The 26,299-nt window shown below is 68.4% G+C and carries 23 protein-coding genes, 2 tRNA genes and 2 rRNA genes (1 of these 27 only partly in view); 11 read left to right on the forward strand and 16 right to left on the reverse strand.

Features of this window, described 5'->3' with window-relative positions; all coding sequences use genetic code 11:
* Positions 1-28: 28 nt before the first annotated feature.
* The 9 genes from HBB12_RS31230 to pal form a co-directional block, all read right to left on the reverse strand.
* Positions 29-799: a glucose 1-dehydrogenase gene (locus HBB12_RS31230; protein WP_236992985.1), complete on the reverse strand. Its 771-nt coding sequence runs from the start codon at positions 797-799 to the stop codon at positions 29-31.
* A 205-nt stretch (positions 800-1,004) separates the two neighbouring features.
* Entirely contained in the window at positions 1,005-1,961 is a 957-nt protein-coding gene (locus HBB12_RS31235; protein ID WP_236992986.1) for an omptin family outer membrane protease, read from the reverse strand.
* 533 nt (positions 1,962-2,494) lie between these two features.
* The gene (locus HBB12_RS31240; RefSeq protein WP_236992987.1) at positions 2,495-3,334 is read right to left on the reverse strand and encodes an outer membrane protein; all 840 of its coding nucleotides are present in this window, start codon (positions 3,332-3,334) and stop codon (positions 2,495-2,497) included.
* A 192-nt stretch (positions 3,335-3,526) separates the two neighbouring features.
* Positions 3,527-4,462, reverse strand: coding sequence for an outer membrane protein (locus HBB12_RS31245; protein WP_236992988.1), 936 nt, complete (start codon positions 4,460-4,462; stop codon positions 3,527-3,529).
* 270 nt (positions 4,463-4,732) lie between these two features.
* Positions 4,733-6,076, reverse strand: coding sequence for a phosphoglucosamine mutase (glmM, locus tag HBB12_RS31250; RefSeq protein ID WP_236992989.1), 1,344 nt, complete (start codon positions 6,074-6,076; stop codon positions 4,733-4,735).
* Positions 6,077-6,303: 227 nt separating this feature from the next.
* Positions 6,304-8,226, reverse strand: a complete 1,923-nt coding sequence (gene ftsH / locus HBB12_RS31255; RefSeq protein ID WP_236992992.1) for an ATP-dependent zinc metalloprotease FtsH — start codon at positions 8,224-8,226, stop codon at positions 6,304-6,306.
* Between the two features lie 141 nt (positions 8,227-8,367).
* A complete protein-coding gene (tilS, locus tag HBB12_RS31260) occupies positions 8,368-9,441 on the reverse strand; it encodes a tRNA lysidine(34) synthetase TilS (protein ID WP_236992993.1) in 1,074 nt (357 codons plus the stop codon).
* Entirely contained in the window at positions 9,438-10,376 is a 939-nt protein-coding gene (gene ybgF / locus HBB12_RS31265; protein WP_236993514.1) for a tol-pal system protein YbgF, read from the reverse strand. The genes tilS and ybgF overlap by 4 nt, the downstream gene beginning before the upstream one ends.
* A 245-nt stretch (positions 10,377-10,621) precedes the next feature.
* A complete protein-coding gene (gene pal / locus HBB12_RS31270; RefSeq protein ID WP_236992994.1) occupies positions 10,622-11,158 on the reverse strand; it encodes a peptidoglycan-associated lipoprotein Pal in 537 nt (178 codons plus the stop codon).
* A gap of 406 nt (positions 11,159-11,564) precedes the next feature.
* Here pal and HBB12_RS31275 point away from each other — a divergent pair, with 406 nt between their 5' ends.
* Positions 11,565-11,981: a response regulator gene (locus HBB12_RS31275; RefSeq protein WP_236993515.1), complete on the forward strand. Its 417-nt coding sequence runs from the start codon at positions 11,565-11,567 to the stop codon at positions 11,979-11,981.
* A 6-nt stretch (positions 11,982-11,987) separates the two neighbouring features.
* On the opposite strand, the gene HBB12_RS31280 is transcribed toward HBB12_RS31275, so the two are convergent.
* Positions 11,988-12,434 carry a low affinity iron permease family protein gene (locus HBB12_RS31280; RefSeq protein ID WP_236992995.1) on the reverse strand — a complete coding sequence of 149 codons (447 nt, stop codon included), beginning with the start codon at positions 12,432-12,434 and terminating at the stop codon, positions 11,988-11,990.
* Between the two features lie 343 nt (positions 12,435-12,777).
* Between HBB12_RS31280 and mgtE the strand changes: the two genes are divergently transcribed.
* Positions 12,778-14,145 (forward strand): magnesium transporter, encoded by a 1,368-nt coding sequence (gene mgtE, locus HBB12_RS31285; RefSeq protein ID WP_236992996.1) that lies wholly within the window; start codon positions 12,778-12,780, stop codon positions 14,143-14,145.
* A gap of 89 nt (positions 14,146-14,234) precedes the next feature.
* On the opposite strand, the gene HBB12_RS31290 is transcribed toward mgtE, so the two are convergent.
* The gene (locus HBB12_RS31290; RefSeq protein WP_236992997.1) at positions 14,235-14,762 is read right to left on the reverse strand and encodes a CoA-binding protein; all 528 of its coding nucleotides are present in this window, start codon (positions 14,760-14,762) and stop codon (positions 14,235-14,237) included.
* A complete protein-coding gene (locus HBB12_RS31295; protein ID WP_236992998.1) occupies positions 14,759-15,553 on the reverse strand; it encodes an enoyl-CoA hydratase in 795 nt (264 codons plus the stop codon). The genes HBB12_RS31290 and HBB12_RS31295 overlap by 4 nt, the downstream gene beginning before the upstream one ends.
* A 110-nt stretch (positions 15,554-15,663) precedes the next feature.
* On the opposite strand from HBB12_RS31295, the gene HBB12_RS31300 reads away from it, so the two are divergent.
* The 3 genes from HBB12_RS31300 to rpsI all read left to right on the forward strand — a co-directional run bounded on the left by HBB12_RS31300 (position 15,664) and on the right by rpsI (position 17,252).
* Positions 15,664-16,113 carry a PaaI family thioesterase gene (locus HBB12_RS31300; protein ID WP_236992999.1) on the forward strand — a complete coding sequence of 150 codons (450 nt, stop codon included), beginning with the start codon at positions 15,664-15,666 and terminating at the stop codon, positions 16,111-16,113.
* 184 nt (positions 16,114-16,297) lie between these two features.
* A complete protein-coding gene (gene rplM / locus HBB12_RS31305; RefSeq protein WP_048426999.1) occupies positions 16,298-16,759 on the forward strand; it encodes a 50S ribosomal protein L13 in 462 nt (153 codons plus the stop codon).
* 1 nt (position 16,760) lies between these two features.
* On the forward strand, positions 16,761-17,252 hold the full coding sequence (rpsI, locus tag HBB12_RS31310) for a 30S ribosomal protein S9 (RefSeq protein ID WP_093570597.1): 492 nt from the start codon (positions 16,761-16,763) through the stop codon (positions 17,250-17,252).
* Between the two features lie 78 nt (positions 17,253-17,330).
* On the opposite strand, the gene HBB12_RS31315 is transcribed toward rpsI, so the two are convergent.
* Positions 17,331-17,855 carry a DUF5872 domain-containing protein gene (locus HBB12_RS31315; RefSeq protein ID WP_236993000.1) on the reverse strand — a complete coding sequence of 175 codons (525 nt, stop codon included), beginning with the start codon at positions 17,853-17,855 and terminating at the stop codon, positions 17,331-17,333.
* Positions 17,856-18,094: 239 nt separating this feature from the next.
* Between HBB12_RS31315 and argC the strand changes: the two genes are divergently transcribed.
* Positions 18,095-19,036, forward strand: a complete 942-nt coding sequence (gene argC / locus HBB12_RS31320; RefSeq protein WP_236993001.1) for an N-acetyl-gamma-glutamyl-phosphate reductase — start codon at positions 18,095-18,097, stop codon at positions 19,034-19,036.
* A gap of 165 nt (positions 19,037-19,201) precedes the next feature.
* Here the strand turns inward: argC and HBB12_RS31325 are convergent, their stop codons facing one another.
* The 3 genes from HBB12_RS31325 to HBB12_RS31335 are packed head-to-tail and all read right to left on the reverse strand — an operon-like array spanning position 19,202 to position 21,973.
* A complete protein-coding gene (locus tag HBB12_RS31325) occupies positions 19,202-19,906 on the reverse strand; it encodes a glutathione S-transferase family protein (protein ID WP_236993002.1) in 705 nt (234 codons plus the stop codon).
* Positions 19,907-19,961: 55 nt separating this feature from the next.
* Entirely contained in the window at positions 19,962-20,861 is a 900-nt protein-coding gene (locus HBB12_RS31330) for an NAD(P)-dependent oxidoreductase (RefSeq protein ID WP_236993003.1), read from the reverse strand.
* A gap of 26 nt (positions 20,862-20,887) precedes the next feature.
* Positions 20,888-21,973, reverse strand: coding sequence for an isocitrate/isopropylmalate dehydrogenase family protein (locus HBB12_RS31335; RefSeq protein WP_236993004.1), 1,086 nt, complete (start codon positions 21,971-21,973; stop codon positions 20,888-20,890).
* A gap of 156 nt (positions 21,974-22,129) precedes the next feature.
* Here HBB12_RS31335 and HBB12_RS31340 point away from each other — a divergent pair, with 156 nt between their 5' ends.
* The 5 genes from HBB12_RS31340 to HBB12_RS31360 form a co-directional block, all read left to right on the forward strand.
* Entirely contained in the window at positions 22,130-23,299 is a 1,170-nt protein-coding gene (locus tag HBB12_RS31340) for an epoxide hydrolase family protein (protein ID WP_236993005.1), read from the forward strand.
* A 452-nt stretch (positions 23,300-23,751) separates the two neighbouring features.
* Positions 23,752-25,234 (forward strand): 16S ribosomal RNA (locus HBB12_RS31345).
* 142 nt (positions 25,235-25,376) lie between these two features.
* Positions 25,377-25,453: transfer RNA gene (locus HBB12_RS31350), tRNA-Ile, on the forward strand.
* Between the two features lie 41 nt (positions 25,454-25,494).
* Positions 25,495-25,570, forward strand: a tRNA-Ala gene (locus tag HBB12_RS31355).
* A gap of 269 nt (positions 25,571-25,839) precedes the next feature.
* Positions 25,840-26,299, forward strand: a 23S ribosomal RNA gene (locus tag HBB12_RS31360); it runs 2,343 nt beyond the window's last position.
* Together the 16S and 23S rRNA genes with 2 tRNA genes alongside form the textbook arrangement of a ribosomal RNA operon.

A 26,299-nucleotide genomic window follows, 5' to 3' on the forward strand; every position in this document is an offset into this window, starting at 1 on the left:
TGGGGTCCGACTTTATGGGGAGCGGGGATTATTGCGCGGTGACGCCGCCGTCGATCACCATCTCGGCACCCGTGACGAAGCCGGCCTCGTCGGAGGCCAGGTAGGCGGCAAGCCCCGCGATCTCCTCGGCGGCGGCATTGCGTCCCAGAGGCACGGAAGCACGCAGGCGCTCGGAGAGTTCGTCGGGCGTGTAGCGGCTGCCGGCGGCGAGGTCGCGCAGCATGTCGGTCTCGGTGAAGCCCGGATGGATCGAGTTGCAGCGCACGCCGTATTTCTGGCGGGCGCAGTGCAGGGCGACCGACTTGGTGAGGAGCCGCACCGCCCCCTTCGAGGCGTTGTAGGCCGCGAGGTTGTGTCCGCCGACGATGCCTGAGACCGACGAGAGGTTGATGATCGATCCCCCGCGGCCGGCCGGCGGCTTCATCGCCCGCACCGCGTGGCGGCAGCCGAGGAAGGTCCCGTCGACATTGACCGCCTGGACGCGGTGCCACTCTTCGAGGGTGACCGACTCGATCGTGCCGACGACCGCGATTCCCGCATTGTTGACCAGCACGTCGAGGCCGCCGTGGCGGGCGACCGTGCGGTCGACGGCCCGGGCCCAGTCCTCGTCCTTCGTCACGTCGAGGGGGCAGGGATGGAAGGCGGGGTTCTCCGGCGCCACGCGCGCGGCCTCGGCCTCGTCGAGATCGGCGAGGATCACCGCCGCCGCTCCCTCGCGGGCGAAGCGCCGCGCGATCGCGAACCCGATTCCCCGCGCGCCGCCCGTGACCAGGGCGACCTTGCCGGCCAGACGCTGCATCCAGTGTCCCTCCCCGCCGCTTGTCGCGCGGCTTGTCCCGGAGGCTAGCCGGCCCGGCGGCGTTGCGCCAGCCGATCGTCGCAGGGATGGCGTCCCCGTGTCATACGCTTTCCGATTGATCGCTTTGCGATGCGGAAAGCGGCTTCGCTCAGGCGCCGCGCGGGCTGATGATATGGAATCCGGAAGTGATCTTCCGGATTCCATATCAGAGCCGCGCCTTGAGGCCGACCGACAGAAGCATGGTTTCGGCGCTGCCGCTGCCGGACGGAGCCGGCAGGGTCGTCGTCGCGCCGGTGAGACCCGAGGTGATGCGCGTCGGGCCGTTGCCCTCGAAATATTGCTGGTACTCCACCCGGCCCACGGCCGAGAGGAACGGGTTGATACGGTACTCGACCGACGCCGTGGCGCCGAACATGCCGGTTGTGCCGAAATCCTCCCGGAACACCAGGTGGCGCGCGGCGTGATGATCCTTGTCGTTCCCATAGGCGAACGGACTGCCGATCAGCTCGCCGGACACGCTCCAATCGTCGTACGCGAAGGAGCCGCCGATGCCGACATACGGCGTCTGCCACCATTGCTGGTAGGCGACGCCGATCTTGTCGTCCGGGAAGGTTCCGGCCGTGTCCCGGAATCCGTTCTGCGAGTAGATGAACCCGCCGCCGCGGGCGTTCGATTTCAACGTGAGCGCCCGGTAGCCGGCAATGGCGTAGACCTTGGTCTCCTCGTCCTCGTAGAACGTCGCCGCCGCGCTGATGTCGAGCTGCCAAGCCTTCGGCGTCTGGGTGTTCGGGCTGTTCGAGTAATGCGACCAGCTGTTCTTGCCGGCATAGCCGTAGAGCCAGTCGTAATCGCGCATATCGGCGCTGGAGGCGACGGCGGCCCAGCCGCGGCCCCGGATCGCCAGCCAATCCAAGGGCTGGAGGGCGAGCCGGCCGCCGACCACGGCGGCATCGGTGTTCCAGTTGAGCTGGCTGACCCGGGCGCGCGAACCCACGTCGTTCACGTATTCCCGCACTTCACTGCGCAGGTATCCGGTGAACACTTCGCCCGAGAAGGTGTTGCCGCGCAACACCTCGGCGGTGTCCTCGGCGAACAGGTCGGCGGCTCCGGCGGCCGGCATGAACAGCAGACTGGCCCATAGACCCAAAAGAACGGTGCGCATCACGGCTCCGACGGGTCGGCCTCTCCCCCGGGCCGATCACGCCTGCGATAGTGACTTGTTTACCCTAATATTTGGTTTCCGTACGTCACCGACCCCGAAACGAGACGCCCGGCGCGGTAGGGCGCCCGGCGTCTCGTTTGGGGGTCGGGGCGCCGACGCGGCCCCGGTTTTCGGATCGGTTTCGCGCAAGAGGATGTGTCTCGTCATACCAGCGGTCGTTGGACACGACCTTTGGTTCCGTTCTCGAATCTTCGCCAAGCCTCCGGCTTCGAAACGAACATTCGAGATGGATCAATGGCCCGATGCGTCAGCCTCTTGGGCCATTGGTATCAGTTCGTCACCGGCTTTGCCGTCCCTGGCGGATGAAACGAAGCGGTGATCATCCGTACATATTATAAATTATCGAAGACAGTTTTTATTCTGGGGCGGGTCCCATTCTCCAGGCGATACCGGGCAAGCCCGGCATCGCCTGGAGAGGGGATCCCGCGCTCAAAATTCGATCGCAACATCAATCGCTTGGGTCCGGTTTCTGTTCAGTACGGTCCGACACCGCCCAGGCCCGGCAGGGCGAGGCCGTTGCCGAAGGCCCAACGCAGGCCGACCCGGAACTCGTTGGCGGCGATGTCCTTGATGCGGGTATTCTGGGTGTAGGCGTCGAAGCCGGTCCGCGCCTTGCCGACTTCGAGGTAGCGGTAATTGGCGTCGATGCTCACGCCGGCGCCGATCTCGTAGGAGATGCCCGCCATCGCCGCCCAGGCGAGGCCGATCGCCGTGTGGTTGGCGCGGGCGTCGAACCCTTGGGCGCCGAGCTGGTAGGCGCCGTCGACGCCGCTGCCGCAGGCGGTGGTGAAGCAGGTGGTGCCGGTCCAGGCGTCGTGGAAGCGCTTGCTCGCCATGCCGACGCCGGCGCCGATATAGGGCGTGAAGCCCCACCAGGTGCCGAGATCGACGTAGACGTTGAACAGGCCGGTCAGGACGTCGAGCTTGCCGGCCTCGGTGTTGAAGCCCTCGACGAAGTTGGTGCGCGAGGAATAATCGCGGAAGCGGCTGCGGGTGCGGCCGTCGACGGTGACGTCGGCGCGCAGGAAGCTGTTGAAGCGGTAGCCGATGCCGCCGCCATAGCCGTCGGTATTGCCGAGGCGGAAGCCGACGAGCTTGGCACCGTCGGTGCCCGGCAGGGTGTCGTCCTTCGGGTGGCGGAAGTCGCTCGCCGTGTAGTCGCCGCGCAGGTACCAGCCGGAGCCGACCTCCACCGGGGCCGGCAGCGGCGGCGGTGGGGGCGGCGGCGGCAGCAGGTCGGCGGCGCGCGCCGGCGCCCCGAGCAGGCCGAGCCCGAGGGCCGCGACCGGGATGCAGTGACCGAACCGTGCCATGGGAGCCCTTTCCTGCCCCTACGGCTCCTCAGCCGGGGCGTGCTTCACGTTGTGATGATCACTTGGGGGTGACGGCGGACCCGAGAGGCCCGATGCCTTAAGGTAACGAAAAAGGTTTAGCGGCGACTTAACCCTAACGGCCCGCCGTCGAGGTCTCCGGCGCGGGACGCGCCGGAGTCGAGTCGTGAAGCGTCAGTACTTGCGCACCAGCGGCATCATCGGCGGCGGGGGCGGCTCGTAGGCGGCCACGACCGGCGCGCCGAACATCCAGCGCATGCCGAGCTTGATGTCGTGGGACTCGATGTCCTTCACCTTGATCGGCGTCAGGGTGCTGCCGCAGAAGCAGTTGAGCACGCCGGTGCTCCCCTCGCCCATGTTGAGGTAACGGTAGGCCAGTTCGAGTTTCAGGTTCGGCGTGACGGCGTAGGACAGGCCGGCATGCAGGGCCCAGGCGAAGCTCGTCTTGATCTGGGTCTTGTAGGTGCCGCCGCTGATGTTCTGGTAGCCGACCGCGCCCGCATCCGGGTAATCCGGATAGGTGTAGCTGCCGGTGATCTGGCTCGTCTCCGACAGGCCGGAGAAGCGGTGGAACGCCGCGCCGACACCGGCACCGATGAACGGCGTGACACCGTAATAGGTGCCGAGATCGGCGTAGCCGTTCACCAGGACCACCGCGGCCGAGTAATTGCCGTTGGTGGTCTCGTGGGTGGTCTCGTCGTAATCCTTGCGCAGGCCGTTGTCGTCGTAGGTCGAGTATTGCGACTTGATGCGGTCGTTGGTGCGGAAGCCGCTGGAGAAGCGGTACTCGCCGGTCACGTCGCCGCGCAGCCAGGAATTGAACTGGTAGCCGACGCCGATGCCGGCGAAACCGCCGCCGCCGAGATCGGTGTTGTAGTAGTTGACCACGTCCGGGCTCGGCACGGTCGAGAGCTTCGGCCGGGTGTAGATGCTGGCACCGACATCGCCGCGCAGGTACCAGCCGCCACCGAACTCGACCGCCGGGGGCGGCGGAGGCGGCGGGGGCGGCAGGAAATCGAGGTCGGCGGCGTGGACGAGGCCCGGCGCTGCCACGCTCGCTGCGAGCGTGAAGATGCGCGCCAGCGCGAGTGGCTTGCTGCGGCGGCCCATGACGGTTCCTTGTTGTGGAGGGCCGCGGAGACGTCGGGCGGCCATTCCGGAAGACGTCATGACTGTCGCCGGGTTCGGTAAACCCGCGCTTAACGTTAAGCCTTAGGGCTGAGAAAGAGTTGCACTCGATTGATCGGTGTCGTCGCCCAGGCGGAAGCACGATGAGGCGAGCCCGGCTCGCACAAATCCTGCGCGTAAGGCCCTCGCCTGTTCGCGCCTCGGCTGTGGCGCGGAGGGAGCGGACGCGGCGCCCGCTCCCGGGGTGTCCGGTCAGGCCGCGACCTTGCGCAGGGCCTCGACGACATCGTCGACCACCTGCACTACGAGGTCGCGGTCGTCGCCCTCGGCCATCACGCGGATCACCGGCTCGGTGCCGGAGGGCCGGATGACCAGGCGGCCGCCCTCGCCCAAGCGCTGCCGGGCGCCCTCGATGGCGGTAACGACGGAATCCTGGCGCAGGGGCTCGCCGCCGGCGCCGTAGCGCACGTTCTTGAGCACCTGCGGCAGCGGATCGAAGCAGTGGCAGACCTCGCTCACCGGGCGCTGCTGGCGCTGCACCACCGAGAGGAGCTGGAGCGCCGCCACCAGCCCGTCGCCGGTGGTGGCGTAATCCGACATGATGATGTGGCCGGATTGCTCGCCGCCGAGGTTGTAGCCGTGCTCGCGCATGTGCTCGAGGACGTAGCGGTCGCCCACCGCCGTGCGGACCATGCCGAGGCCGAGGCCGCCGAGATAGCGCTCGAGGCCGAGATTCGACATGATGGTGGCGACGATGCCGTTCTTCGACAGGCGCTGGTCCTCCTGCCAGGAGCGGGCGACCACCGCCATCAGCTGGTCGCCGTCGACCCGCTGGCCCTTCTCGTCCACCACCAGCACCCGGTCGGCGTCGCCGTCGAGCGCGATGCCGATATCGGCACGCAACTCGCGTACCTTGGCGACCAGAGCCTCGGGCGCCGTCGAGCCGACGTCGCGGTTGATGTTGAAGCCGTCCGGCTCGGTGCCGATGGCGATCACCTCGGCGCCGAGCTCCCACAGGGTCTCGGGCGCCACCCGGTAGGCGGCGCCGTTGGCGCAATCGACCACGACCCGCAATCCGTCGAGGGTGAGGTTGCGCGGCAGGGTGCGCTTGGCGAACTCGATGTAGCGGGCATGCACGCTCTCGATGCGCTTGGCCCGGCCAAGCTCGCCGGCGCCGGCGAGCTTGGTCTGCAGGTTCGAATCGATCAGGCGCTCGATCTCGCGCTCGACGTCGTCGGAGAGCTTGAACCCGTCGGGGCCGAAGATCTTGATGCCGTTATCCTCGAACGGGTTGTGCGAGGCCGAGATCATCACCCCGATATCGGCGCGCATCGAGCGCGTCAGCATCGCGACGGCCGGCGTCGGCATCGGGCCGAGCAGCAGCACGTCCATGCCGACCGAGGTGAAGCCCGCGACGAGCGCCGTCTCGATCATGTAGCCCGACAGGCGGGTATCCTTGCCGATCACCACCCGGTGGCGATGGTCCCCGCGCTGGAACACGAGCCCGGCGGCCTGTCCCACCTTGAGCGCGAGTTCCGGCGTGATGACGCCGTTGGCCCGGCCCCGGATGCCGTCGGTCCCGAAATACTTACGCACGGCTGTCCACTCCTTGTCCCGTTCCGGGCCATCCGGCCCGCCGGTCGGCGACGCCGCGCAAGGCCGGTGCCGCCTCGATCCGGACGACGCGGCCCTATCGCCCCGGGCTATTGCACGGTTCGGGTTATTTTGAGGCTGCCGCGCGAAGAGCCGCACAGGCGAAGGGCACAAGAGAAAGGGCGGCGGGATCGCTCCCGCCGCCCTTCGTTGTCAATTCAGTCGCTGTCTCAGGCCTGCGGCTGCGGCTCGTAACCGCCGTCGTTCTCCCGCGGCCGGCCACGGCCGGCGGAGGGGACCGGCGAGCCGCGCGACGGGTTCGTCGGGTAGTCGCCGGCATCGCGCACCGGGGGCTTGCCGTCGAGGAGGCCGCGGATCTCGTCGCCCGACAGGGTCTCGTATTCGAGGAGGCCGCGGGCCAGGGCCTCGAGATCGGCGCGCCGCTCGTCGAGGATGCGGCGGGCATCCTGGAGGCCGGCCTCGACCAGGCGGCGGACCTCGGCGTCGATCTTCTGGGCGGTGGCCTCCGACACGTTCTGCTGCCGGTTGACCTGCATGCCGAGGAAGACCTCGTCGTTGTTCTCGCCGTAGGCGACGGTGCCGAGCTCAGGGCTGAAGCCCCAGCGGGTCACCATCATGCGGGCGAGACGGGTCGCCTGCTCGATGTCCGACTGGGCGCCCGAGGTGACCTTGTCGTGGCCGAAGATCATCTCCTCGGCGACGCGGCCGCCCATCATGATGGCGAGGCGCGAGGTCATCTGCTCGAAGGACATCGACAGCTTGTCGCGCTCCGGCAGCTGCATGACCATGCCGAGCGCCCGGCCGCGGGGGATGATCGTCGCCTTGTGGACGGGATCGGTCGCCGGGACGTTGAAGGCCACGATGGCGTGGCCGCCCTCGTGATAGGCGGTGAGCCGCTTCTCGTCCTCGGTCATGACCAGGGTGCGCCGCTCGGCGCCCATCATGACCTTGTCCTTGGCGTCCTCGAACTCGTGCATCGTGACGATGCGCTTGCCCCGGCGGGCGGCCAGCAGGGCTGCCTCGTTGACGAGGTTCATCAGGTCGGCACCCGAGAAGCCGGGGGTGCCGCGGGCGATCACCTTCAGGTCGACGTCGGGCGAGAGCGGCACCTTGCGGACATGGACGCGCAGGATGCGCTCGCGGCCGATCACGTCCGGGTTCGGGACGATGATCTGGCGATCGAAGCGGCCCGGGCGCAGCAGGGCGGGATCGAGCACGTCGGGGCGGTTGGTCGCCGCGATGATGATGATGCCCTCGTTGGCCTCGAAGCCGTCCATCTCGACGAGGAGCTGGTTGAGGGTCTGCTCGCGCTCGTCGTTGCCGCCCCCTAAGCCCGCGCCGCGGTGACGGCCGACGGCGTCGATCTCGTCGATGAAGATGATGCAGGGGGCGTTCTTCTTCGCCTGCTCGAACATGTCGCGGACGCGGCTGGCGCCGACGCCGACGAACATCTCGACGAAGTCCGAGCCCGAGATGGTGAAGAACGGCACGTTGGCCTCGCCAGCGACCGCCCGGGCGATCAGGGTCTTGCCGGTGCCGGGGGGGCCGACCAGCAGGACGCCGCGCGGGATGCGGCCGCCGAGGCGCTGGAACTTCTGCGGATCGCGGAGGAACTCGACGATCTCCTGCAGGTCTTCCTTCGCCTCGTCGACGCCCGCCACGTCCTCGAAGGTGACGCGGCCATGGGCCTCGGTCAGCAGCTTCGCCTTGGACTTGCCGAAGCCCATGGCCCGTCCGGCGCCGGACTGCATCTGGCGCGACAGGAAGATCCAGGCCCCGATGAACACCAGGATCGGCAGCCAGTTGACGAGCAGCGCGATGAACCACGGCGTGTTGTCCGACGGCGGACGGGCCGTGATCGTCACGCCCTTGCCCTGGAGCTTCGACACCAGCGAGGGGTCGTTCGGCGCGTAGGTCGTGAAGGTGCCGCCGCTCGTATAGGTCCCGCTCACCTCCTGGCCGGAGATGACCACACTCTGGATGCGGCCCTGATCGGCGTCGTTCAGGAGCTGGCTGTAGGCGATCTCCCCGCCGCCCGAGCGATGACCCGGGTTCTGGAACAGGGTCACGAGGGCCAGCACCAGCAGGAAGATGACGACCCACAGGGCGAAATTGCGGAAATTGGGGTTCATCGAAGAGTCAATCCCTGAGGAGCGCGGTACCGGGCGGGCGTGCTGGGTGGGGGCACCGGCACTCGGAACGCAATGTAGGCACCCGCCCGGGGCTTGCCAAGTAATCGCCCGCGCCTGCGGCGCCGCGGGCCGTCCCTCGCGTCAGGCCGGGCGGGATCCCGGGAAGCGTCTGGGCGGCGCCGGGCTCATCGTCAGCCGGCCGCCGCCGGCGGCCAGGAGGAGTCCCGCGACGGTGCGCCGGCAGGGCAAGCCGCCGCGCAACGCCGGCAGGATCTCGCCGAGGACGATCCGCTCCAGTCGGTCCAGGCGCGGCGGATAGGCGCGAGGATCACCGTGTCCCGCCTCGCCCTGCGCGGCCGCGACCGCGAGGCCGACGACCCGCAGGGCCAAAGCCTCCGGCAGGGCCGCGAGCCCGGGCCCGTCGAGGGTCAGGGAGCCCTCCCCGCCCGGCGAAGGACAGCGGAGGTCGCGCAGGGCCGAGGCGGCGGCCTGCGCCAGGGCGTCCTCGTCGCGGCGCAGGCGCCCGGCGAGGCGGGCGAGTCGTCCGGGCGTCAGCCCCTCCTCGGCGAGCAGCGGCATGAGGTGCCGCAGGCGGGCGCGGCCGAAGCGCGGATCGGTGTTGGAGGGGTCGCGCACGAACGGCCAGCCCTGGGCGTCGCAGGTGGCGACGAGGCGGGCCTTCGGCACGCCGAGGAAGGGCCGGCCGAGGGTGAAACCGTCGAGGGCGCGGGCCGGCGCCATGCCGGCGAGGCCGGCGGGACCGGAGCCGGCGCAGAGGCGCATCAGCACGGTCTCGGCCTGGTCGTCGAGGGTGTGGGCGGTGAGGACGAGGTCGGCACCGGTCTCCCGGGCGAGGTCGGCCAACAGGCGGTAGCGCGCCGCCCGGGCCGCCTCCTGGAGGCGCGAAGCGGGCTTGGGGCCGGTCCAGGGGAGGATGCGATGGATGAGCCCGAGCCGGGCGGCGAGGCCGGCGACCCCCTCCGCTTCCCCGGCCGAGGCGGGGCGCAGGCCGTGGTCGACGGTGGCGGCGATCACGGGAATCCCGCGTTCCGCCAGGGCGGCGCAGCCCATCAGCGCCGTCGAATCGGGTCCTCCGGACACCGCCAGTACGGCGCCCCGATAAGTGGCAGCCGGGCCGATCCAGGGCCCGAGGAGAGCCGCGCCCTCGGCGGGACTCAAGGGTTCGTCGACAGGCGGCCCTTCCGGGCGGGTCACGCCGCGCAGCGCGCGCGCCGCTGCTCCCGGTCGACCCCCTGCCTGACCGTCGAGGAGGCCTGCGGGAACTTGCGCTCCAGCTCGGCCAGGGTGGCGCAGGCCTGCTCGCGGGCGCCGAGCGCGTTGAGCGAGGCGCCGAGCTTCAGCATGGCGTCCGGCGCCTTGCGCGACCGGGCGTAGTCGGTCGAGACCTTCAGGAACTGCTCGGCCGCCTCGCGGGTGCGGTTGCGCTGCAGGTAGCTCTCGCCGAGCCAGTAGGTCGCGTCCGGCACCAGGGCGTCGCGGGGATGCGACTGGATGAACTGGCGCAGGCTCATCTCGGCCTGCTCGTACTGGCGCTGGAGCACGTAGGCGTAGGCCGCCTCGTAATCCGCCTTCGCGTCGCCGCTGCCGGTGGCCGCGACGCTGGCGGAGGGCCGCGGCGCCGGGGTCGGCGCGGCGGCGGCCGGACGGGAGGGTGGGCGCAGGTCCACCGGCTCGCCGTATTCGGGCGCCGGCTCCTCGATCGCCGCACGGGGCGGCGCCAGGGCGGCGGTGGCGCCCGGGGTCGCCGGGGCGGTCGACCGGGGCGCCTGAGAAGGCGTCGTCGCGCCCAGCGTCTGGGGCGCGCCCGGCGCGTCGGGATTCTGGGACGGGTCGAAGGCGTCGCTGCGCTTGTGGGGCTTGGCCGGCGGCGTCGAGGCCGCGGGCTTCTGCCCGCCCTTCGACTCCTGGAAGCGGAACTCGACATCCTCCTGGAACTTGCGCAGCTGCTCCTTGAGCTGGCGGTTCTCGTACTGGAGCGATTCGATCTGGCCCGCCATCTGGCGCGACTGGTTCTCGAGCCGGTTGAGGCGCACCACGAACTCGGCGGCGTCCTGGGCCGCGGCCGGGCATGCGGCGGCGAGGGCGAGCCCCGAGACGGCGAGGGGGGCGAGGAGCAGGCGGCGAAGCATGGCGGGGCGCATCACGGCTCGGGTCAGGCGGCGGGTCCGCACTCGGGAGCGGGGGTTAGCAGATGCCGCGGCTCCCGGCAAAAGGAACGGCGGGCGCCGTCCCGTTCACCTCGGTCCGAAAGGGACGGCGTGCGCCGCCCCTTTCGCTCTGCAAGACGGCGGCTCGCGCCGCACGGTTCGCTTCGCGGGACGGCGGCGTACGCCGCCGGGTGCTTTCCAGGACGGCGGCGTACGCCGCCCTGGCCTCACGAGCCGGCGCCGCCGTCCAGAACCGTGACGGCGCGGCGGTTCTGCGACCAGCACGAGATGTCGTTGCAGACCGCGACCGGGCGCTCCTTGCCGTAGGAGACGGTACGCATCCGGTTCGAGCCGATGCCCCGGGAGGCGAGATAGTCCCGGACGGCCTGCGAGCGGCGGGCGCCGAGGGCGAAGTTGTACTCGCGGGTGCCGCGCTCGTCGGCATGGCCCTCGATCAGGAAGGTGTAGCGCGGGTAGCGCTGCAGCCACTGGGCCTGCTTGTCGAGGGTGGCGGTGGCGGTCGAACTCAGGTCCGTCGAGTCGGACTCGAAGAACACCCGGTCGCCGACATTGACCACGAAATCCTGGGCGCTGCCCGGCGTCGCGGGCCCGCCGCGGCCGCCATAGCCGCCGGGTCCGCCGGCCCCGTAGGCCGCCGAGGCATCGGCGAGGTCGTTGTTGCTCGCGCAGGCCGCCATCGACAGGGCGAGCCCGAGGGCGGCGGCGATCTTGAGCGCGCGCAGGGGCGCGAGCGACAGCGGCATCGACTGGGAACTCCTCTGGCGACCCCGTGGGGCCGCACCCGGCGAGGTCCGAGCCGTACGAGGAGCCCGGCAACGCCGCTTCACGACACGCAATCGTCCATAGGCCCGACCGGTTAAGCGAAGGTTTTCGTCAAGCTTGACGGAACCTTGCGTCCCGGCGGGACCGCGCGGCACGGAGCCGCCGTCAGGCCGAGCCCCGGCACGCGACGGGGCGAGTCCCAGACACCGTTGAAATACGGCTACGCTGCGGCGCGGGACGCGATCGCCGCGCGCGCCCGGCCCTTGTTGCATTCCCGCAACATCCTGGCCCCGATCCGTTGACATTTCATTAACCAGGACGTCGGACCGTCGCCGGACCGACGATCGAGATTCGCCCGCGATGCCCGCGACACTGCCCTCGCCCCGAATGCCCCATTCGGGCTCCAAGCCCCCGGTTCGCAAGCCCTGCGTCCTGATCGTCGAGGACAGCTACATGCTGCTCGAGCTGCTGGTGACCCTGTGCGAGCAGCACGGCGTCGAGACGCTGACCGCGTCGAGCGGCGAGGCGGCGCTGACCCTGCTGCGCGAGCACGGCGCGCGGATCGACTGGCTCCTCACCGACATCCGGCTTCCGGGTCTCGTCGACGGTTGGGGCGTGGCCGAAGCCTACCGGCGGATCCAGCCGCTCCGGCCGGTGATCTATTCCTCGACCACGGCGAACCTGAACCACCCGGCGGTGCCCGGGAGCATCTTCGTCACCAAGCCCTTCGTAATCGCCGACATCCTGCGTCTCGCCCGGATGATGGCCAGCGAGATCGAGGCGTCGCGCCAGCTCTGTGCGTGAGACGGCTCACGCGCCGGTCGCGGCCCGGGCGGCCGCGGCGGCCTTGGCGTTGGCGGCCTCCTCGGCGGCGTCCGCCGCGTCGCCGAGATGGAAGTTCTTCGCCCGCGCCTCGCAGCGGGCGCGCAGGGAATCGAGTTCCTCCTCGGTCAGGTGCTCGATGCCGATATAGGCGTTCTGGGCCGCGCTCGCCCGGATCAGCTCGTCGAGCTTGGCCTGGATCGCCGCCCCGTCGCGGTTCTGGGTGTTCTGGATCAGGAACACCATCAGGAACGTCACGATGGTGGTTCCGGTGTTGATGATCAGCTGCCAGGTATCCGAGTAGTGGAACAGCGGGCCGGTCACCGCCCAGACCGCGATCAGGAGCAGGCTCGCCGCGAAGGTACCGGGACGGCCCGCCGCCCGGGCGACCGCGGCGGCGAAATCCGAAAAGGTGCGGACAGGTGTCGTCGCCATCGTGGCTCCAGCGGCGGCCCGGTCTCCCGGAATCGATTCCTGGAAGATTTCCCCAAGGTTTCCAAGGGCTCCGGGCTGATTGAGATCCCGCTTACGAATTCCGATCGTGCGCATCCGGTTCCCCTCTTGACGCGGCCGGCAGGCCGGCGCAGTGACAGGCCGCCCGCGGCGCGCTCTCGCGCTACGGCACTCCCGGACACCCCCGAACTGCATGCCGAGCGACAGTCACAGTCGACCGCCCTTGCCGTCTCCGGCCTGAGGTCCCGCGCGCTTCGCCTGTCGGCGGCTCACCGCGACCGGCCGGGGACGGCCGGCCGACGCCAGCGCCCCAAACAGGTGAGCCATGATCGACACCGTGATCGACGCCCCCGTCGAGCCCGCCGCCCTCGCCGCACGCCTCTCCGAGGAGAGCGCCCCCGACATCGCCGAGGCCCTGAACCGGGAGGCGCCGGAGGTGGCCGCCGCCATCCTGCTCAGCCTGCCGCACGACCGCGCCGTCGAGGTGCTGGACCAGCCCTCGCTCGACTGCGCCCCCGACATCATCGAGATGCTGCCGCGCGACCGCGTCGCCTCGTTCCTGTCGGGCATGTCGGCCGACCGGGTCACCGACGTGTTCAAGGAGATCGAGGAGCCGGGCCGCTCCGACCTGCGCGCCCGCCTCGACGCCGAGACCCGCGGGGCGGTCGACACGCTCATCGCCTATCCGGAGGAGAGCGTCGGCTCGATCATGACGACCGAGTTCGTCGCCGTGCCGACGACCTGGACCGTCGGGCTCACCCTCGACTACATCCGCAAGGTCGAGCGCACCCGCGAGACCGTCTACTCGATCTTCGTGCTCGATCCGCGCACCGGGGCGCTCGCCAAGGCGGTCCCCCTGCGCCGCCTGATCACCGGCAACCCGGAGGACAACATCCTGTCGGTGGCGCCGAACCGCCGCCCGGTGGTGGTCTCGGCCGATGCCAGCCGCGACGAGGCGGCCCGCCTGATCTCGAAATACGACCTGCTCGCCGTGCCGGTGGTCGATGCGAGCAACCACGTCGTCGGCATCGTCACCGTCGACGACGTGATCGACGCGATGATCCAGAAGCAGACCGAGGACGTGCAGCGCTTCGGCGGCATGGAGGCGCTCGACGAGCCCTACATGTCGATCAACTTCCTGACCATGATCCGCAAGCGGGCCGGCTGGCTCTGCGTGCTGTTCCTCTCGGAGATGCTGACCGCCAGCGCGATGCAGGGTTTCGAGGGCGAGCTGGAAAAGGCCCTGGTCCTGACCCTGTTCATCCCGCTCATCATGAGTTCGGGCGGCAATTCGGGCTCGCAGGCGACCTCGCTGCTGATCCGGGCACTGGCGCTCCACCAGGTGCGCCTGTCCGACTGGTGGCGGGTGGCGCTTCGCGAGATCCCGGCCGGCCTGACGCTCGGGGCGATCCTCGGCACGATCGGCGTGGTGCGGATCGTGATCTGGCAGAAGCTCGGCTTCTACGATTACGGCGAGCATTGGTTCCTGGTCGCCGCCACGGTCGGCACGGCGCTCGTCGGCATCGTGCTGTTCGGCTCGCTCACCGGCTCGATGCTGCCCTTCATCCTCCAGCGCGTCGGCTTCGACCCCGCCACCGCCTCGGCCCCGTTCGTCGCGACCCTCGTCGACGTGTCGGGTCTGGTGATCTACTTCACGGTGGCGCTGGTGATCCTGAAGGGGACGTTGTTGTAGCACGCCAAAAGCGTCGCTGTGTCGGTCCTGTCCATCCCACCCTCAACCTCATCCCGAGGTCGAGGGTGGGGTCGAGACGATGACGTGCTTTAGCGCTCCTCGATCGTCAGCTTCTGGAACCCCTTCGCCGCCAGCTTCGGCCGCTTGGCGCTCAGGATACGGGAATTCACTCCCGTCCAGCCGATCTCGCCCGAGAGCCGCCCATACTCGATCTTCGGGCAGCGGTTCATCACCACGGTGACGCCCCGCGCCTCGGCCCGGGCCGCCGCCTCGTCGTTGCGCACGCCGAGCTGCATCCAGATCACCCGAGGCAGCGGGTCGAGGGCCAGAGCCTCGTCGACCAGCGGGCCGGCGGCCTCGGAATTGCGAAAAATCTCCACCATGTCGACCGGCTGGGCGAGGTCGGCGAGCCGCGCCACCACCGGCCGGCCCAGGAGCTCGGTCCCGGCGAGGCCCGGATTGACCGGGATCACCTGATACCCGCGCTCCAGCAGGTACTTGGTGACGATCCAGCTCGGCCGGGCCGGGTTGGCGGAGGCGCCGACCAGAGCGATGCTGCGCACCGCCTGCAGGATTTTTCGGAGCGCCTCGTCGTCGTAACGGTCATGATGGCTCATCGCGCTGCCTTCTTGTCGAGGAAGGCCGCGATGCCATCTTCGGCCGCGCGAGCCAGCATGTTCTCGGTCATCACCCGTCCGGCATGGGCATAGGCCTCCGCCAGCGGCATCTCCAGCTGCTCGTAGAAGGCGCGCTTGCCGACCCGCACCGTATAGGCGCTGCGCGCGGCGATCCCGGCGGCGAGGTCCTGCGCGGCGCTCAGCGCCGTGCCGGCGGGCACCACCCGGTTGACGAGTCCGAGCGCCTTCGCCTCTTCGGCCTCCGCCATCTCGGCGGTGAGCAGCATCGCCATGGCGGCCTTGCGCGACAGGTTGCGCGAGAGCGCCACCATCGGGGTCGAGCAGAACAGGCCGATCTGCACGCCCGGCGTGGCGAAGCGGGCGTCCCCGCCGGCCACCGCGAGGTCGCAGGAGGCCACCAGCTGGCAGCCCGCCGCCGTCGCGATTCCTTCCACGGCGGCGATCACCGGCTGCGGCAGGGCGGGGATCGCCATCATCACCGACGAGCAGAGGTTGAACAGGTCCTTGAAGCGCGCGGCGCCCCGGTCGGATTCCGCCCGGTAGGCGGTCATCTCCTTGAGGTCGTGGCCGGCGCAGAAAGCGGGCCCTTCGGCCGCCAGCACCACGGCGCGTACGCTCCCGTCCCGGGAGAGCCGGGAGAATTCCTCCGACAGGGCGGTGAGCATCGCGTGCGAGAGGGCGTTGCGGGCCCGCGGCCGGTTGAGAATCAGGGTCGCGACGCCGTCGCGGTCGTCGCGCAAGAGCAGGGTGTCGGTCATGGTATCGGACATGGGGGCTCGGAGTCGCGGTCTCGGGTCAGGGCGGAACGGATGGCCTATTGTCCGGTGCCGGGCGCCGTGCTGCAAGATCGTGCATGACACCGACCGGAAACGCCCCACGCATGCCTGCCGCCCCCATGATGGACCGCGACGCGGTCGCGGCCTTCCTCGACGAGGCCTTTCCGCAGATCCATCACGGCGGCCCCGGCCCGGTGGTCGAGAGCGTCGGCCCGATGACGGCCACGATGCGCCTGCCCTATCACGAGCGCCACCTGCGCCCCGGCGGCACGATCTCCGGCCCGGCCATGATGGCGCTCGCCGACGTTGCGCTCTACGTCGCGATCCTGGCCCAGATCGGCCCGGTGGCGCTCGCCGTCACCACCAACCTGTCGTTCAACTTCATGCGCAAGCCCGCGCAAGCCGATCTCCTGGCCGAAGCGCGCCTGCTCAAGCTCGGGCGCTCGCTCGCCGTCGGCGAGGTGCTGATCCGGAGCCGGGGCAAAAAAAACGATCAGGGCCTCGACGACCTCGTCTGCCACGCCACCGGCACCTACGCGATCCCGCCGAAATAGCGGTATCATGATACCGCTACGCGGAAGCCGCTCGAAAAGCTCGCTTTTTTGCCGTTTCGGGTTTTCCGGTCCGCTTGACGTCGGCGGGAACCTCCGTTACTGAGCCGGCATCGCCGCTGCGCGCTCATCACTGACCGCAGCGGCGTCCTGTTTTTTTCGTCAAGACTTCCGGGACTTATCCGCGATGAAGACTTTTTCGCTGAAGCCCGCCGACGTCGACAAGAAGTGGGTGGTCATCGACGCGGAGGGCCTGGTGGTCGGCCGCCTGGCGTCGATCATCGCGATGCGTCTGCGGGGCAAGCACAAGCCCCAGTACACGCCCCACGTCGATTGCGGCGATAACGTCATCGTCATCAATGCCGAGAAGGTGAAGTTCACCGGCCGCAAGTATAACCAGAAGGTGTACTACCACCACACTGGTTACGCCGGCGGCATCAAGGAGCGCTCGGCCAAGTTCATCCTCGAAGGCCGCTTCCCCGAGCGTATCGTCGAGAAGGCCGTGGAGCGCATGCTGCCGCGCGGCCCGCTGTTCCGGCAGATCCTGGGCAACCTCCGGGTCTACAAGGGCAACGAGCATCCCCACACCGCCCAGCAGCCGGAGACGCTCGACGTCGCCGCTCTCAACCGCAAGAACGTGAGCGCGTAAGATGGCGACCCTTCAGTCTCTCGCCGACCTCGGCCAGGCCAGCAAGGCCCAGAACTCCTCGCAGGGCGAGAACGAGGCCCCGGTCCACGTCCAGAAGCTGGACTCCCTCGGCCGCGCCTACGCCACCGGCAAGCGCAAGGACGCGATCGCCCGCGTCTGGATCAAGCCCGGCGCCGGCAAGATCACGGTGAACGACCGTCCGGTCGACACCTACTTCGCCCGCCCGGTGCTGCGGATGATCCTGCAGCAGCCGCTCCAGATCGTCGACCGCGTCGACCAGTACGACATCGTCGTCACGGTCGCCGGCGGCGGCCTCTCCGGCCAGGCCGGTGCGGTGCGTCACGGCCTGTCCAAGGCCCTGACCTATTTCGAGCCCGAGCTGCGCTCCCCGCTGAAGCGCGAGGGCTTCCTGACCCGCGACCCGCGCGTGGTCGAGCGCAAGAAGTACGGCCGCAAGAAGGCTCGCCGCAGCTTCCAGTTCTCGAAGCGCTAAGGCGACCTTTCCGGTCACGGAAAAAAAGGAGGGCGGGCCCGCGAGGGCCCGCCCTTTTTGCGGTTACGGGATACCTGTTCAGGCGCCCAGCGCCCGCTCCAGCTCGCCCTTCGACATGGTGGAGCGGCCCGGAATGTTCTTCGCCCGGGCCTTCTGCATCAGCTCGGCCTTGGTCGGGCCGCCGTCCCGGCCGCCGGTCTTGTGCGAGGCCTTGCGCGCGGCGGCCGCCTTCTTCGCCACGTCCTTCGGCTGCTTCGAATGCTGCCGGCCCTTGGCGCTGTCGGCCCGCTTCTTGGCCGTCGAGCGCTTGTACTCGTCGTCGGACAGCTCCTCGCGGGCCTTCTTCGGCAGGTAGCGCTCGCCGGTCTTGCCGCTCTCCTTGCCCGACTTGGTGCCCCACTCCTCGTCGGTCCATTGCTTGAGGTGGTTGTCGGACGACTTCTTGCCCTCGTAGCCGCCGCCCTCCTCCTTGTATTCCTGCACTGCCATCTGCGCCTTGCGGGCCGACCATTGGCCGGGCTTGCCGCCCTTCGCGGAGCGGGTGACGTCCTTCTTCACCTTCTCCCACAGCTTCGGGTCGGTCTTCTTGGCGGTACCGGCCATGATGGGCTCCTGATGTCGTCTGCTCTGATCTGGCAGCACAACCGGGCGGCGAGGGCCGGGTTCCTCTGGGGCGGGTTCTCCGGCTGTGGACAGGCCTGCGACATGAGACCGTCGCGAATCACGCGGCACAGTTCCTCCCCTCACGGGCCGTCATTGCCGATTGACTCGACGGCCCCCCGCCCCCCATCACGACGCGCGTCGTTCGGCATCGGCCGGTCCGCGCCACGGAGACTTCGCCCATGACCCGCAAGCACAGCCCGAGCGTCTTCATCGACGGCGAGGCCGGCACGACCGGTCTCGGCATCCGCGAGCGCCTGGAGGCCTTCGACGACATCACGGTCCGGTCGATCCCGCACGAGAGCCGCAAGGACCCGGAGGCGAAGCGCACGCTCCTGTCCGAGGTCGATCTCGTCATCCTCTGCCTGCCCGACGAGGCCTCGCGCGAGACGGCGGCGCTCGCCGATTCCCTGCCCGGCGGCGGCCCGCGGCTCCTCGACGCCAGCACCGCCTACAGGGTCGATCCGGCCTGGACCTACGGCTTCGCCGAACTGGCGCCCGAGCAGGAATCCGCCATCAGGGCGTCGCGCCGCGTCTCCAACCCGGGCTGCTACCCGACCGGCGCCATCGCGCTGCTGCGCCCCCTGGTCGATGCCGGGCTGATCCCCGCCGACCACCCCATCAGCATCAACGCGGTCTCGGGCTATAGCGGCGGCGGCCGCAAGATGATCGAGGCCTACGAGGCCGGCGAAGCCCCGGCCTTCCAGCTCTATGGCCTGGGTTTTAGCCACAAGCACCTGCCCGAGACGCAGAAATACAGCGGCCTGACCCGTCGCCCGATCTTCGTGCCGTCGGTGGGCAACTTCCGGCAGGGCATGCTGGTGTCGATCCCGCTGCATCTCGACCTGCTGCCCGGCCGACCGAGCGTCGCCGATCTCGAAGCCGCGCTGGCTGCCCGCTACGCCGGCGCCACGCTGGTCAAGGTCGTGACTGCGGCCGAGGACGGCGCCGACCGCGAGCGCATCGAGCCCGAGGCGCTGAACGACACCGACACGCTCGAGCTCCGGGTGTTCGGCTCCGACACCCACCGCCAGGCGGTGCTCGTCGCGCGCCTCGACAATCTCGGCAAGGGCGCCTCAGGCGCCGCGGTGCAGAACCTGCGCCTGATGCTCGATCTGGACTGAGGGGCGGGTTGTCCGAGAGGAGGAAACTCCTCCGGCAATCGAAGAGCCTGTTCGATGACCCCGACAGCACCGACATCCTCGATGTCATCCCGGGTTCCGCTCTCGCGGCCCCGGGATGACGATGGAGAGTTGGAGTTCGGTCTACCTGATCGAACAGGCCCGAGCCTATCCCCGCGACGGGATCTCCAACCCGCGCTGCACCGCCGGGCGAGCGAGCCCCCGGTCCAACCAGGCCGGAACGGCCTCGAGCGCGTCGTAACCCACCATTTCCCGCGCTTCGTAGAAGCCGATCAGGTTGCGCACCCAGCCGAGCATCGCGATGTCGGCGATGGTGTAGTCGGCGCCCATGATCCAGTCGCGCCCGGAAAGCCGTGTCTCCAGCACTCCGAGCAGCCGCTTCGACTCGTCGCGATAGCGGTTGAGCGGCCGCTTGTCCTCGATCTCGCGGCCGGCGAATTTATGAAAATAGCCGAGCTGGCCGAACATCGGCCCGAGTGCCGCCATCTGGAAGAAGAGCCACTGCGCCGTCTCGTAGCGCCCGGCCGGATCGGCCGGGATCAGCCGCCCGGTCTTCTCCGCCAGATAGAGCAGGATCGCGCCCGATTCGAACAACGCGAGCGGCTTGGCCCCCGGCCCGTCCGGATCGATGATCGCCGGGATCTTGCCGTTCGGGTTGAGTGACAGGAACTCGGGTTTCCAGGTCTCGTTCTTGCCGATATCGACGGCGTGCGGCTCGTAAGGGAGCCCCAGCTCCTCCAGCGCGATCGAGACCTTCACGCCGTTCGGCGTCGGCCAGGAATAGAGCTGGATCCGGTCCGGATGCCGGGCCGGCCAGCGAGCGGTGATCGGGAAGGTGGAGAGGTCGGGCATCGCCAGGAAACTCCCTTGAGAGGGTCGCGACGATACCCGACCGCGCCGACCGGCGTCAGTCCTTGGCCGCGAAGCGCTTGGCCGCGAAGTGCTTGGCCAAGAGCGGCAGGTGGTCGGCGCCGTGCCCGGCCTCGACCAGCCCGTCGAGATCGGCCAGCACCCCCTCGGCGACCGCGCGCTCGGCGCCCAGACCCTCGGCCATCGCCACGTAGTAGCTCAGGTCTTTGCGGGCATTGGCGATCGAGAACCGCATCGGCGAGGAATCGCCCGCGAGCAGGAAGGGCGACAGCCGGTCGAGCGCCGCGCCGTGGCCGCCGCCCTTGCGCAAAACCTCGACCAGCACCTCGGGCGCGATACCGGCCCGGCCGGCGCAGGATGCCGCCTCGGCGATCAGCGCGACGGAGCCGAGCGAGACGTAATTGTGCAGGAGCTTGAGGGTGTGGCCCGCCCCGGCCTCGGACCCGGCATGGAAGATGTTCTCGGCGAAGGCCGAGAGCAGCGGCTGCATCGCCGAGAACAGCTCCGGCTCGGCCCCGACCAGGAGGTTGAGACGCCCCTCCGCCGCCTCCTTCGGGGTGCGGGTCATCGGCGCGTCGAGGAAACGCCCGCCGGCGTGGCGCACCGCCGCCGCGACCCGCGCCGTCGAGGCCGGGACCGCGGTCGAGCAATCGATCACCACCGTGCCGGGCCGCAGGGAGGCGAGGAGCCCATTGTCACCGAGCAAGACGTCCTCGACCTGCGGCGTACCGGTGACGCACAGGATCACCACCTCGCTCGCCCGCGCCAGCGACGCCCGGTCGGCGTGGCGCGTCGCACCCAAGGCGTCGAGGTCGTCCGTCGGCTGGTTGCCCGGATGGTCGAGATAGCCCAGCGGCCAGCCCTTCCGGGCGACGTTGAGGGCGATGCCATGCCCCATCAGCCCGACGCCGACGATGCCCACGCTCTGCTTGCTCATATGATGAAGTCTCCTCGACAATAAGTTCAGGCGAGCGCCCGGCGCACCGCATCCGCCACCGCGGTGCAGGTGGCGGTGCCGCCGAGATCGCGCGGCACCGCCCGCCCCTCGCGCAACACGGTGCCGAGAGCTGCCTCGATCCGGTCCGCCGCGACGGCCAAAGCCGCATCGTTCCTCCGGTCGGCGAGCCAGCGCAGCAGCATCACCCCCGACAGGATGGTGGCGACCGGGCTCGCGACGTTCTGCCCGGCGATGTCCGGCGCCGAGCCGTGGGCGCCCTGGAACAGGGCGTGGCCGTCGCCGATCTCGCCCGAAGGCGAGATGCCCATCCCGCCGACGGTGGCGGCGCCGAGATCCGAGATGATGTCGCCGAACATGTTCTCGGCCACGATCACGTCGTAGAAATCCGGCCGCTTGAGCATGTGCACGGTGATCGCGTCGGCATAGGCGTAATCGATCCCGATGCCGGGATACTCGGATTTCACCTCGTCGCAGATTCGGCGGAAGAAGGCGTAGGACCGCAGGATGTTGGCCTTGTCGCAGACCGTCACCCGGCTTTGCCCGTCCCGCGGCGCGCCGGAGCGCTTGGCTGCCAGATCGAAGGCGAAGCGCGCCACCCGCTCGGTCCCCTTGCGGGTCACGACGAGGCTGTCCGAGGCGATCTCGTCGCGCAGGACCACCCCGGCGCCGCGGCTGGCATAGAGCCCCTCGGTGTTCTCACGCACGATGACGTAGTCGATGCCGCCGCCCTCGAAGGCGCGCAACGGCGAGAGCACGCCGGGCAGGAGCTTGATCGGCCGGACATTGGCATAGAGGTCGAGGCGGAAGCGCAGGCGTAAGTGCAGGTCGTTGCCGACTTCCGTCCCGTCCGGATAGACCACCCCCGGCAGGCCGGCGGCCCCATGCAGGATCGCGTCGGCGTCGCGGCAGCCCGCGAAGGTGTCGTCCGGCAAAACCTCGCCGCTCTTCACGTAGTGGCCAGCGCCGCCCTCCAGCATCTCGAAGGCGAGGGTGCCTGCGCCGCAGGCCTCATTCAGCACCGCCATCGCCGCCTGCGTCACCTCGGGCCCGATGCCGTCGCCCTCGATGGTGGCGATGCGATATTGCGCCATTTCTCCGCCCCTCCCTTGAGATCCGCGGCCCGCGCGGAACCTTTGCCAGGGCGCCTAGCACGGCGCCGCGGGCCGCGACATCCGGTCCGACGCATGCGAGGGATCCACGGCACGGGATCCGACAAGGCAAGAGATCCGATGAGAGAGGAGCCGCCGATGACGGGAGAGCCGTTCACCTACCGCGTTCCGGATGCCGCCCTCGCCGACCTGCGCGAGCGCCTCGCCCGCACCCGCCTGCCCGACCAGGCCCCCGAGGCGCCCTGGACCTACGGCACCGACGTCACCTACCTCGCCGACCTCGTCGCGTATTGGCGCGACCGGTTCGACTGGCGCACGCAAGAAGCCGCTCTCAACGCCTTCCCCCAGACCATCGCGCGCATCGGTGAGATCGACATCCACTGCCTGCACGTACCAGGCCGCGGGCCGAATCCTCGCCCGCTCCTCCTCTGCCACGGCTGGCCCGGCTCGGTGTTCGAGTTCCTCGATCTCATCCCGCGCCTGACCGATCCGGTCCGCTTCGGCGGCAGGCCGGAGGATGCCTTCACGGTCGTGGCCCCGTCGCTCCCCGGCTACGGCCTGTCCTTCCGCCCCGGCCAACCGCGCCTCGGCGTCGAGGAGATCGCCGACCACTTTTCGGAATTGATGACGCGCCTCGGCTACGACCGCTTCATGGCGCAGGGCGGCGACTGGGGTGCCTTCACCACCACGCGGCTCGCCTGGCGCCATCCGGACCGGGTCGAGGGCCTGCACCTCAACATGCTGCCGGTGCGCCGCGACCTGTCGGGCCGCGATGCCACCCCGGAGGAAGCCGCGCATTACCGGCGCGTCGCGGCCTGGCTGAAGGAGGAGACGGGCTATCAGTCGATCCAGGGCACCAAGCCCCAGACCCTGGCCTTCGCGCTGACGGATTCCCCGGCCGGCCTCGCCGCCTGGATCGTAGAGAAATTCCGGTCCTGGTCGGATTGCAGCGGCACGATCGAGAGCGCGATTCCCCGCGACCGGATGCTCGCCAACATCTCGTTCTATTGGTTCACCGGCGCGATCGGCTCGTCGTTCCATCCCTACTATTCCCGGATTCACCGACCCTGGCCGGTGCCGGACGGCGAGAAGGTGCAGGTGCCGACCGCCTACGCGGCCTTTCCGAAGGAGATGGTCCGCCCGCCCCGCTCGCTGGCGGAACGGACGATGTTCGCGGATCTCCGACGCTGGACCGAGATGCCCCGCGGCGGCCACTTCGCCGCCCTCGAGCAGCCGGACCTCCTCGCCGAGGACGTCCGGGCCTTCGCGACCTCGCTGCCACGCGAGGAGCGTGCCGCCCGGGCTTGAACGCGGAGCGTGCAGACCCAGCCCGTGGACACACCGACCGCAGGGGCTGGGCAGGCCCCCTGCCCTCCCCTTGTCGCCGCGGCCGCAATCCTCGGATAGGGCTGTGTTGACAGGCGAGCCGGCTACCCTTAGACAGCCGCTCACCGACGGGGCGCCGACGAACTGGCCGCCGCGAAGGACTTCCCCAGAGACGGTGAAGCAAGGGCCAGGGAAACCCGGCTCGGCTTTCTGTTCTCCGGGGTACGAGGTCTGGCTCCCGGCCCGACCCGCTCTTTGACAAGTACATACGAGAAAGAGAAGCGTGGACGGCGTCGTCCCTGCGGGCCGGTTCCTTCGGAGCCGGTCGTGAGTAGGATGATGCTGATCTGACGTTTCGGTGCTCACACGATTGGTGGAAACGCCGGTCGGTCGTGAGCCTCCGTTACTATTGTGATCAGCTTTGATCAGCTCTTCAACTTGAGAGTTTGATCCTGGCTCAGAGCGAACGCTGGCGGCAGGCTTAACACATGCAAGTCGAGCGGGCCCTTCGGGGTCAGCGGCAGACGGGTGAGTAACGCGTGGGAACGTGCCCTTCGGTTCGGAATAACTCAGGGAAACTTGAGCTAATACCGGATACGCCCTTATGGGGAAAGGTTTACTGCCGAAGGATCGGCCCGCGTCTGATTAGCTAGTTGGTGAGGTTACGGCTCACCAAGGCGACGATCAGTAGCTGGTCTGAGAGGATGATCAGCCACACTGGGACTGAGACACGGCCCAGACTCCTACGGGAGGCAGCAGTGGGGAATATTGGACAATGGGGGCAACCCTGATCCAGCCATGCCGCGTGAGTGATGACGGCCTTAGGGTTGTAAAGCTCTTTTCTCCGGGACGATAATGACGGTACCGGAGGAATAAGCCCCGGCTAACTTCGTGCCAGCAGCCGCGGTAATACGAAGGGGGCTAGCGTTGCTCGGAATCACTGGGCGTAAAGGGCGCGTAGGCGGCTGATTTAGTCGAGGGTGAAAGCCCGTGGCTCAACCACGGAATGGCCTTCGATACTGGTTGGCTTGAGACCGGAAGAGGACAGCGGAACTGCGAGTGTAGAGGTGAAATTCGTAGATATTCGCAAGAACACCAGTGGCGAAGGCGGCTGTCTGGTCCGGTTCTGACGCTGAGGCGCGAAAGCGTGGGGAGCAAACAGGATTAGATACCCTGGTAGTCCACGCTGTAAACGATGAATGCTAGCCGTTGGTCTGCATGCAGGTCAGTGGCGCCGCTAACGCATTAAGCATTCCGCCTGGGGAGTACGGTCGCAAGATTAAAACTCAAAGGAATTGACGGGGGCCCGCACAAGCGGTGGAGCATGTGGTTTAATTCGACGCAACGCGCAGAACCTTACCATCCCTTGACATGGCATGTTAGGCGGAGAGATCCGTTGTCCTCTTCGGAGGCGTGCACACAGGTGCTGCATGGCTGTCGTCAGCTCGTGTCGTGAGATGTTGGGTTAAGTCCCGCAACGAGCGCAACCCACGTCCCTAGTTGCCATCATTCAGTTGGGCACTCTGGGGAGACTGCCGGTGATAAGCCGCGAGGAAGGTGTGGATGACGTCAAGTCCTCATGGCCCTTACGGGATGGGCTACACACGTGCTACAATGGCGGTGACAATGGGCAGCGAAGGGGCGACCTGGAGCGAATCCCCAAAAGCCGTCTCAGTTCGGATTGCACTCTGCAACTCGGGTGCATGAAGGCGGAATCGCTAGTAATCGTGGATCAGCACGCCACGGTGAATACGTTCCCGGGCCTTGTACACACCGCCCGTCACACCATGGGAGTTGGTCTTACCCGACGGCGCTGCGCCAACCGCAAGGGGGCAGGCGACCACGGTAGGGTCAGCGACTGGGGTGAAGTCGTAACAAGGTAGCCGTAGGGGAACCTGCGGCTGGATCACCTCCTTTCTAAGGATGCTGTCTGATGTGAGTTCGCTCACTCTCACGGCGTCGTTGGATCAAGGGTCCAGTCAGGACCTAATTGGCGGGACGCGCCGTCTTCGTTTCTCTTTCTCATCATCCGGACACGCTGGGCTGCGGCTCAAGCGACGGGCCTGTAGCTCAGGTGGTTAGAGCGCACCCCTGATAAGGGTGAGGTCGGACGTTCGAGTCGTCCCAGGCCCACCAGGATCAGGAGATGACCTCTGCCGCTGGAGCACGTCCCACTCGGGGCTGTAGCTCAGTTGGGAGAGCGCGTGCTTTGCAAGCATGAGGTCGTCGGTTCGATCCCGTCCAGCTCCACCACCCTCCCCTGCCGATCGGCAGTGAGGTCGAGGGTCGTCCGGATCAAAGAGCTTCGCACCATCGACGCATCAGCGGGTGGCTGCGGATATCTGACATCGTGAAGAGGGAATGTGCCCGGGCCGTTGCGAAAGCGGCGGACCTGGGTGCGTTCGGCAAGCATAAGGCAGCGGGTTCGAAAGAACCTGCTGCCGGTCTTTATCGTGACCGTGGATGGTGTGAGCGATGGCCCCAACAGGCTGTCGGTCACGCCGGACACCGATCATGAGAGCGATCAAGTGCCTTAAGAGCATCTGGTGGATGCCTTGGCGCTGAGAGGCGATGAAGGACGTGGTACGCTGCGATAAGCCTTGGGGAGCTGCGAACGAGCTTTGATCCGAGGATCTCCGAATGGGGAAACCCACCTTCAGCCACCGTATCGTAGGCTCAGGAGCGATCCTGGGTCTGCGCTACGATGGTTCGAGAAGGTATCAAATCCTGAATCCATAGGGGTTTGAAGCGAACCCGGGGAACTGAAACATCTCAGTACCCGGAGGAAAGGACATCAACGAGACTCCGTCAGTAGTGGCGAGCGAACGCGGACCAGGCCAGCGCCTGGCATGACGCTTACCGGAACGGCCTGGAATGGCCGGCGTGATGGGTGACAGCCCCGTACGGGACAAGCCAATGCCAGGACACGAGTAAGGCGGGACACGTGAAATCCTGTCTGAAGATGGGGGGACCACCCTCCAA

The sequence above is a fragment of the Methylobacterium sp. SyP6R genome (assembly GCF_019216885.1).
GTDB lineage: Bacteria > Pseudomonadota > Alphaproteobacteria > Rhizobiales > Beijerinckiaceae > Methylobacterium.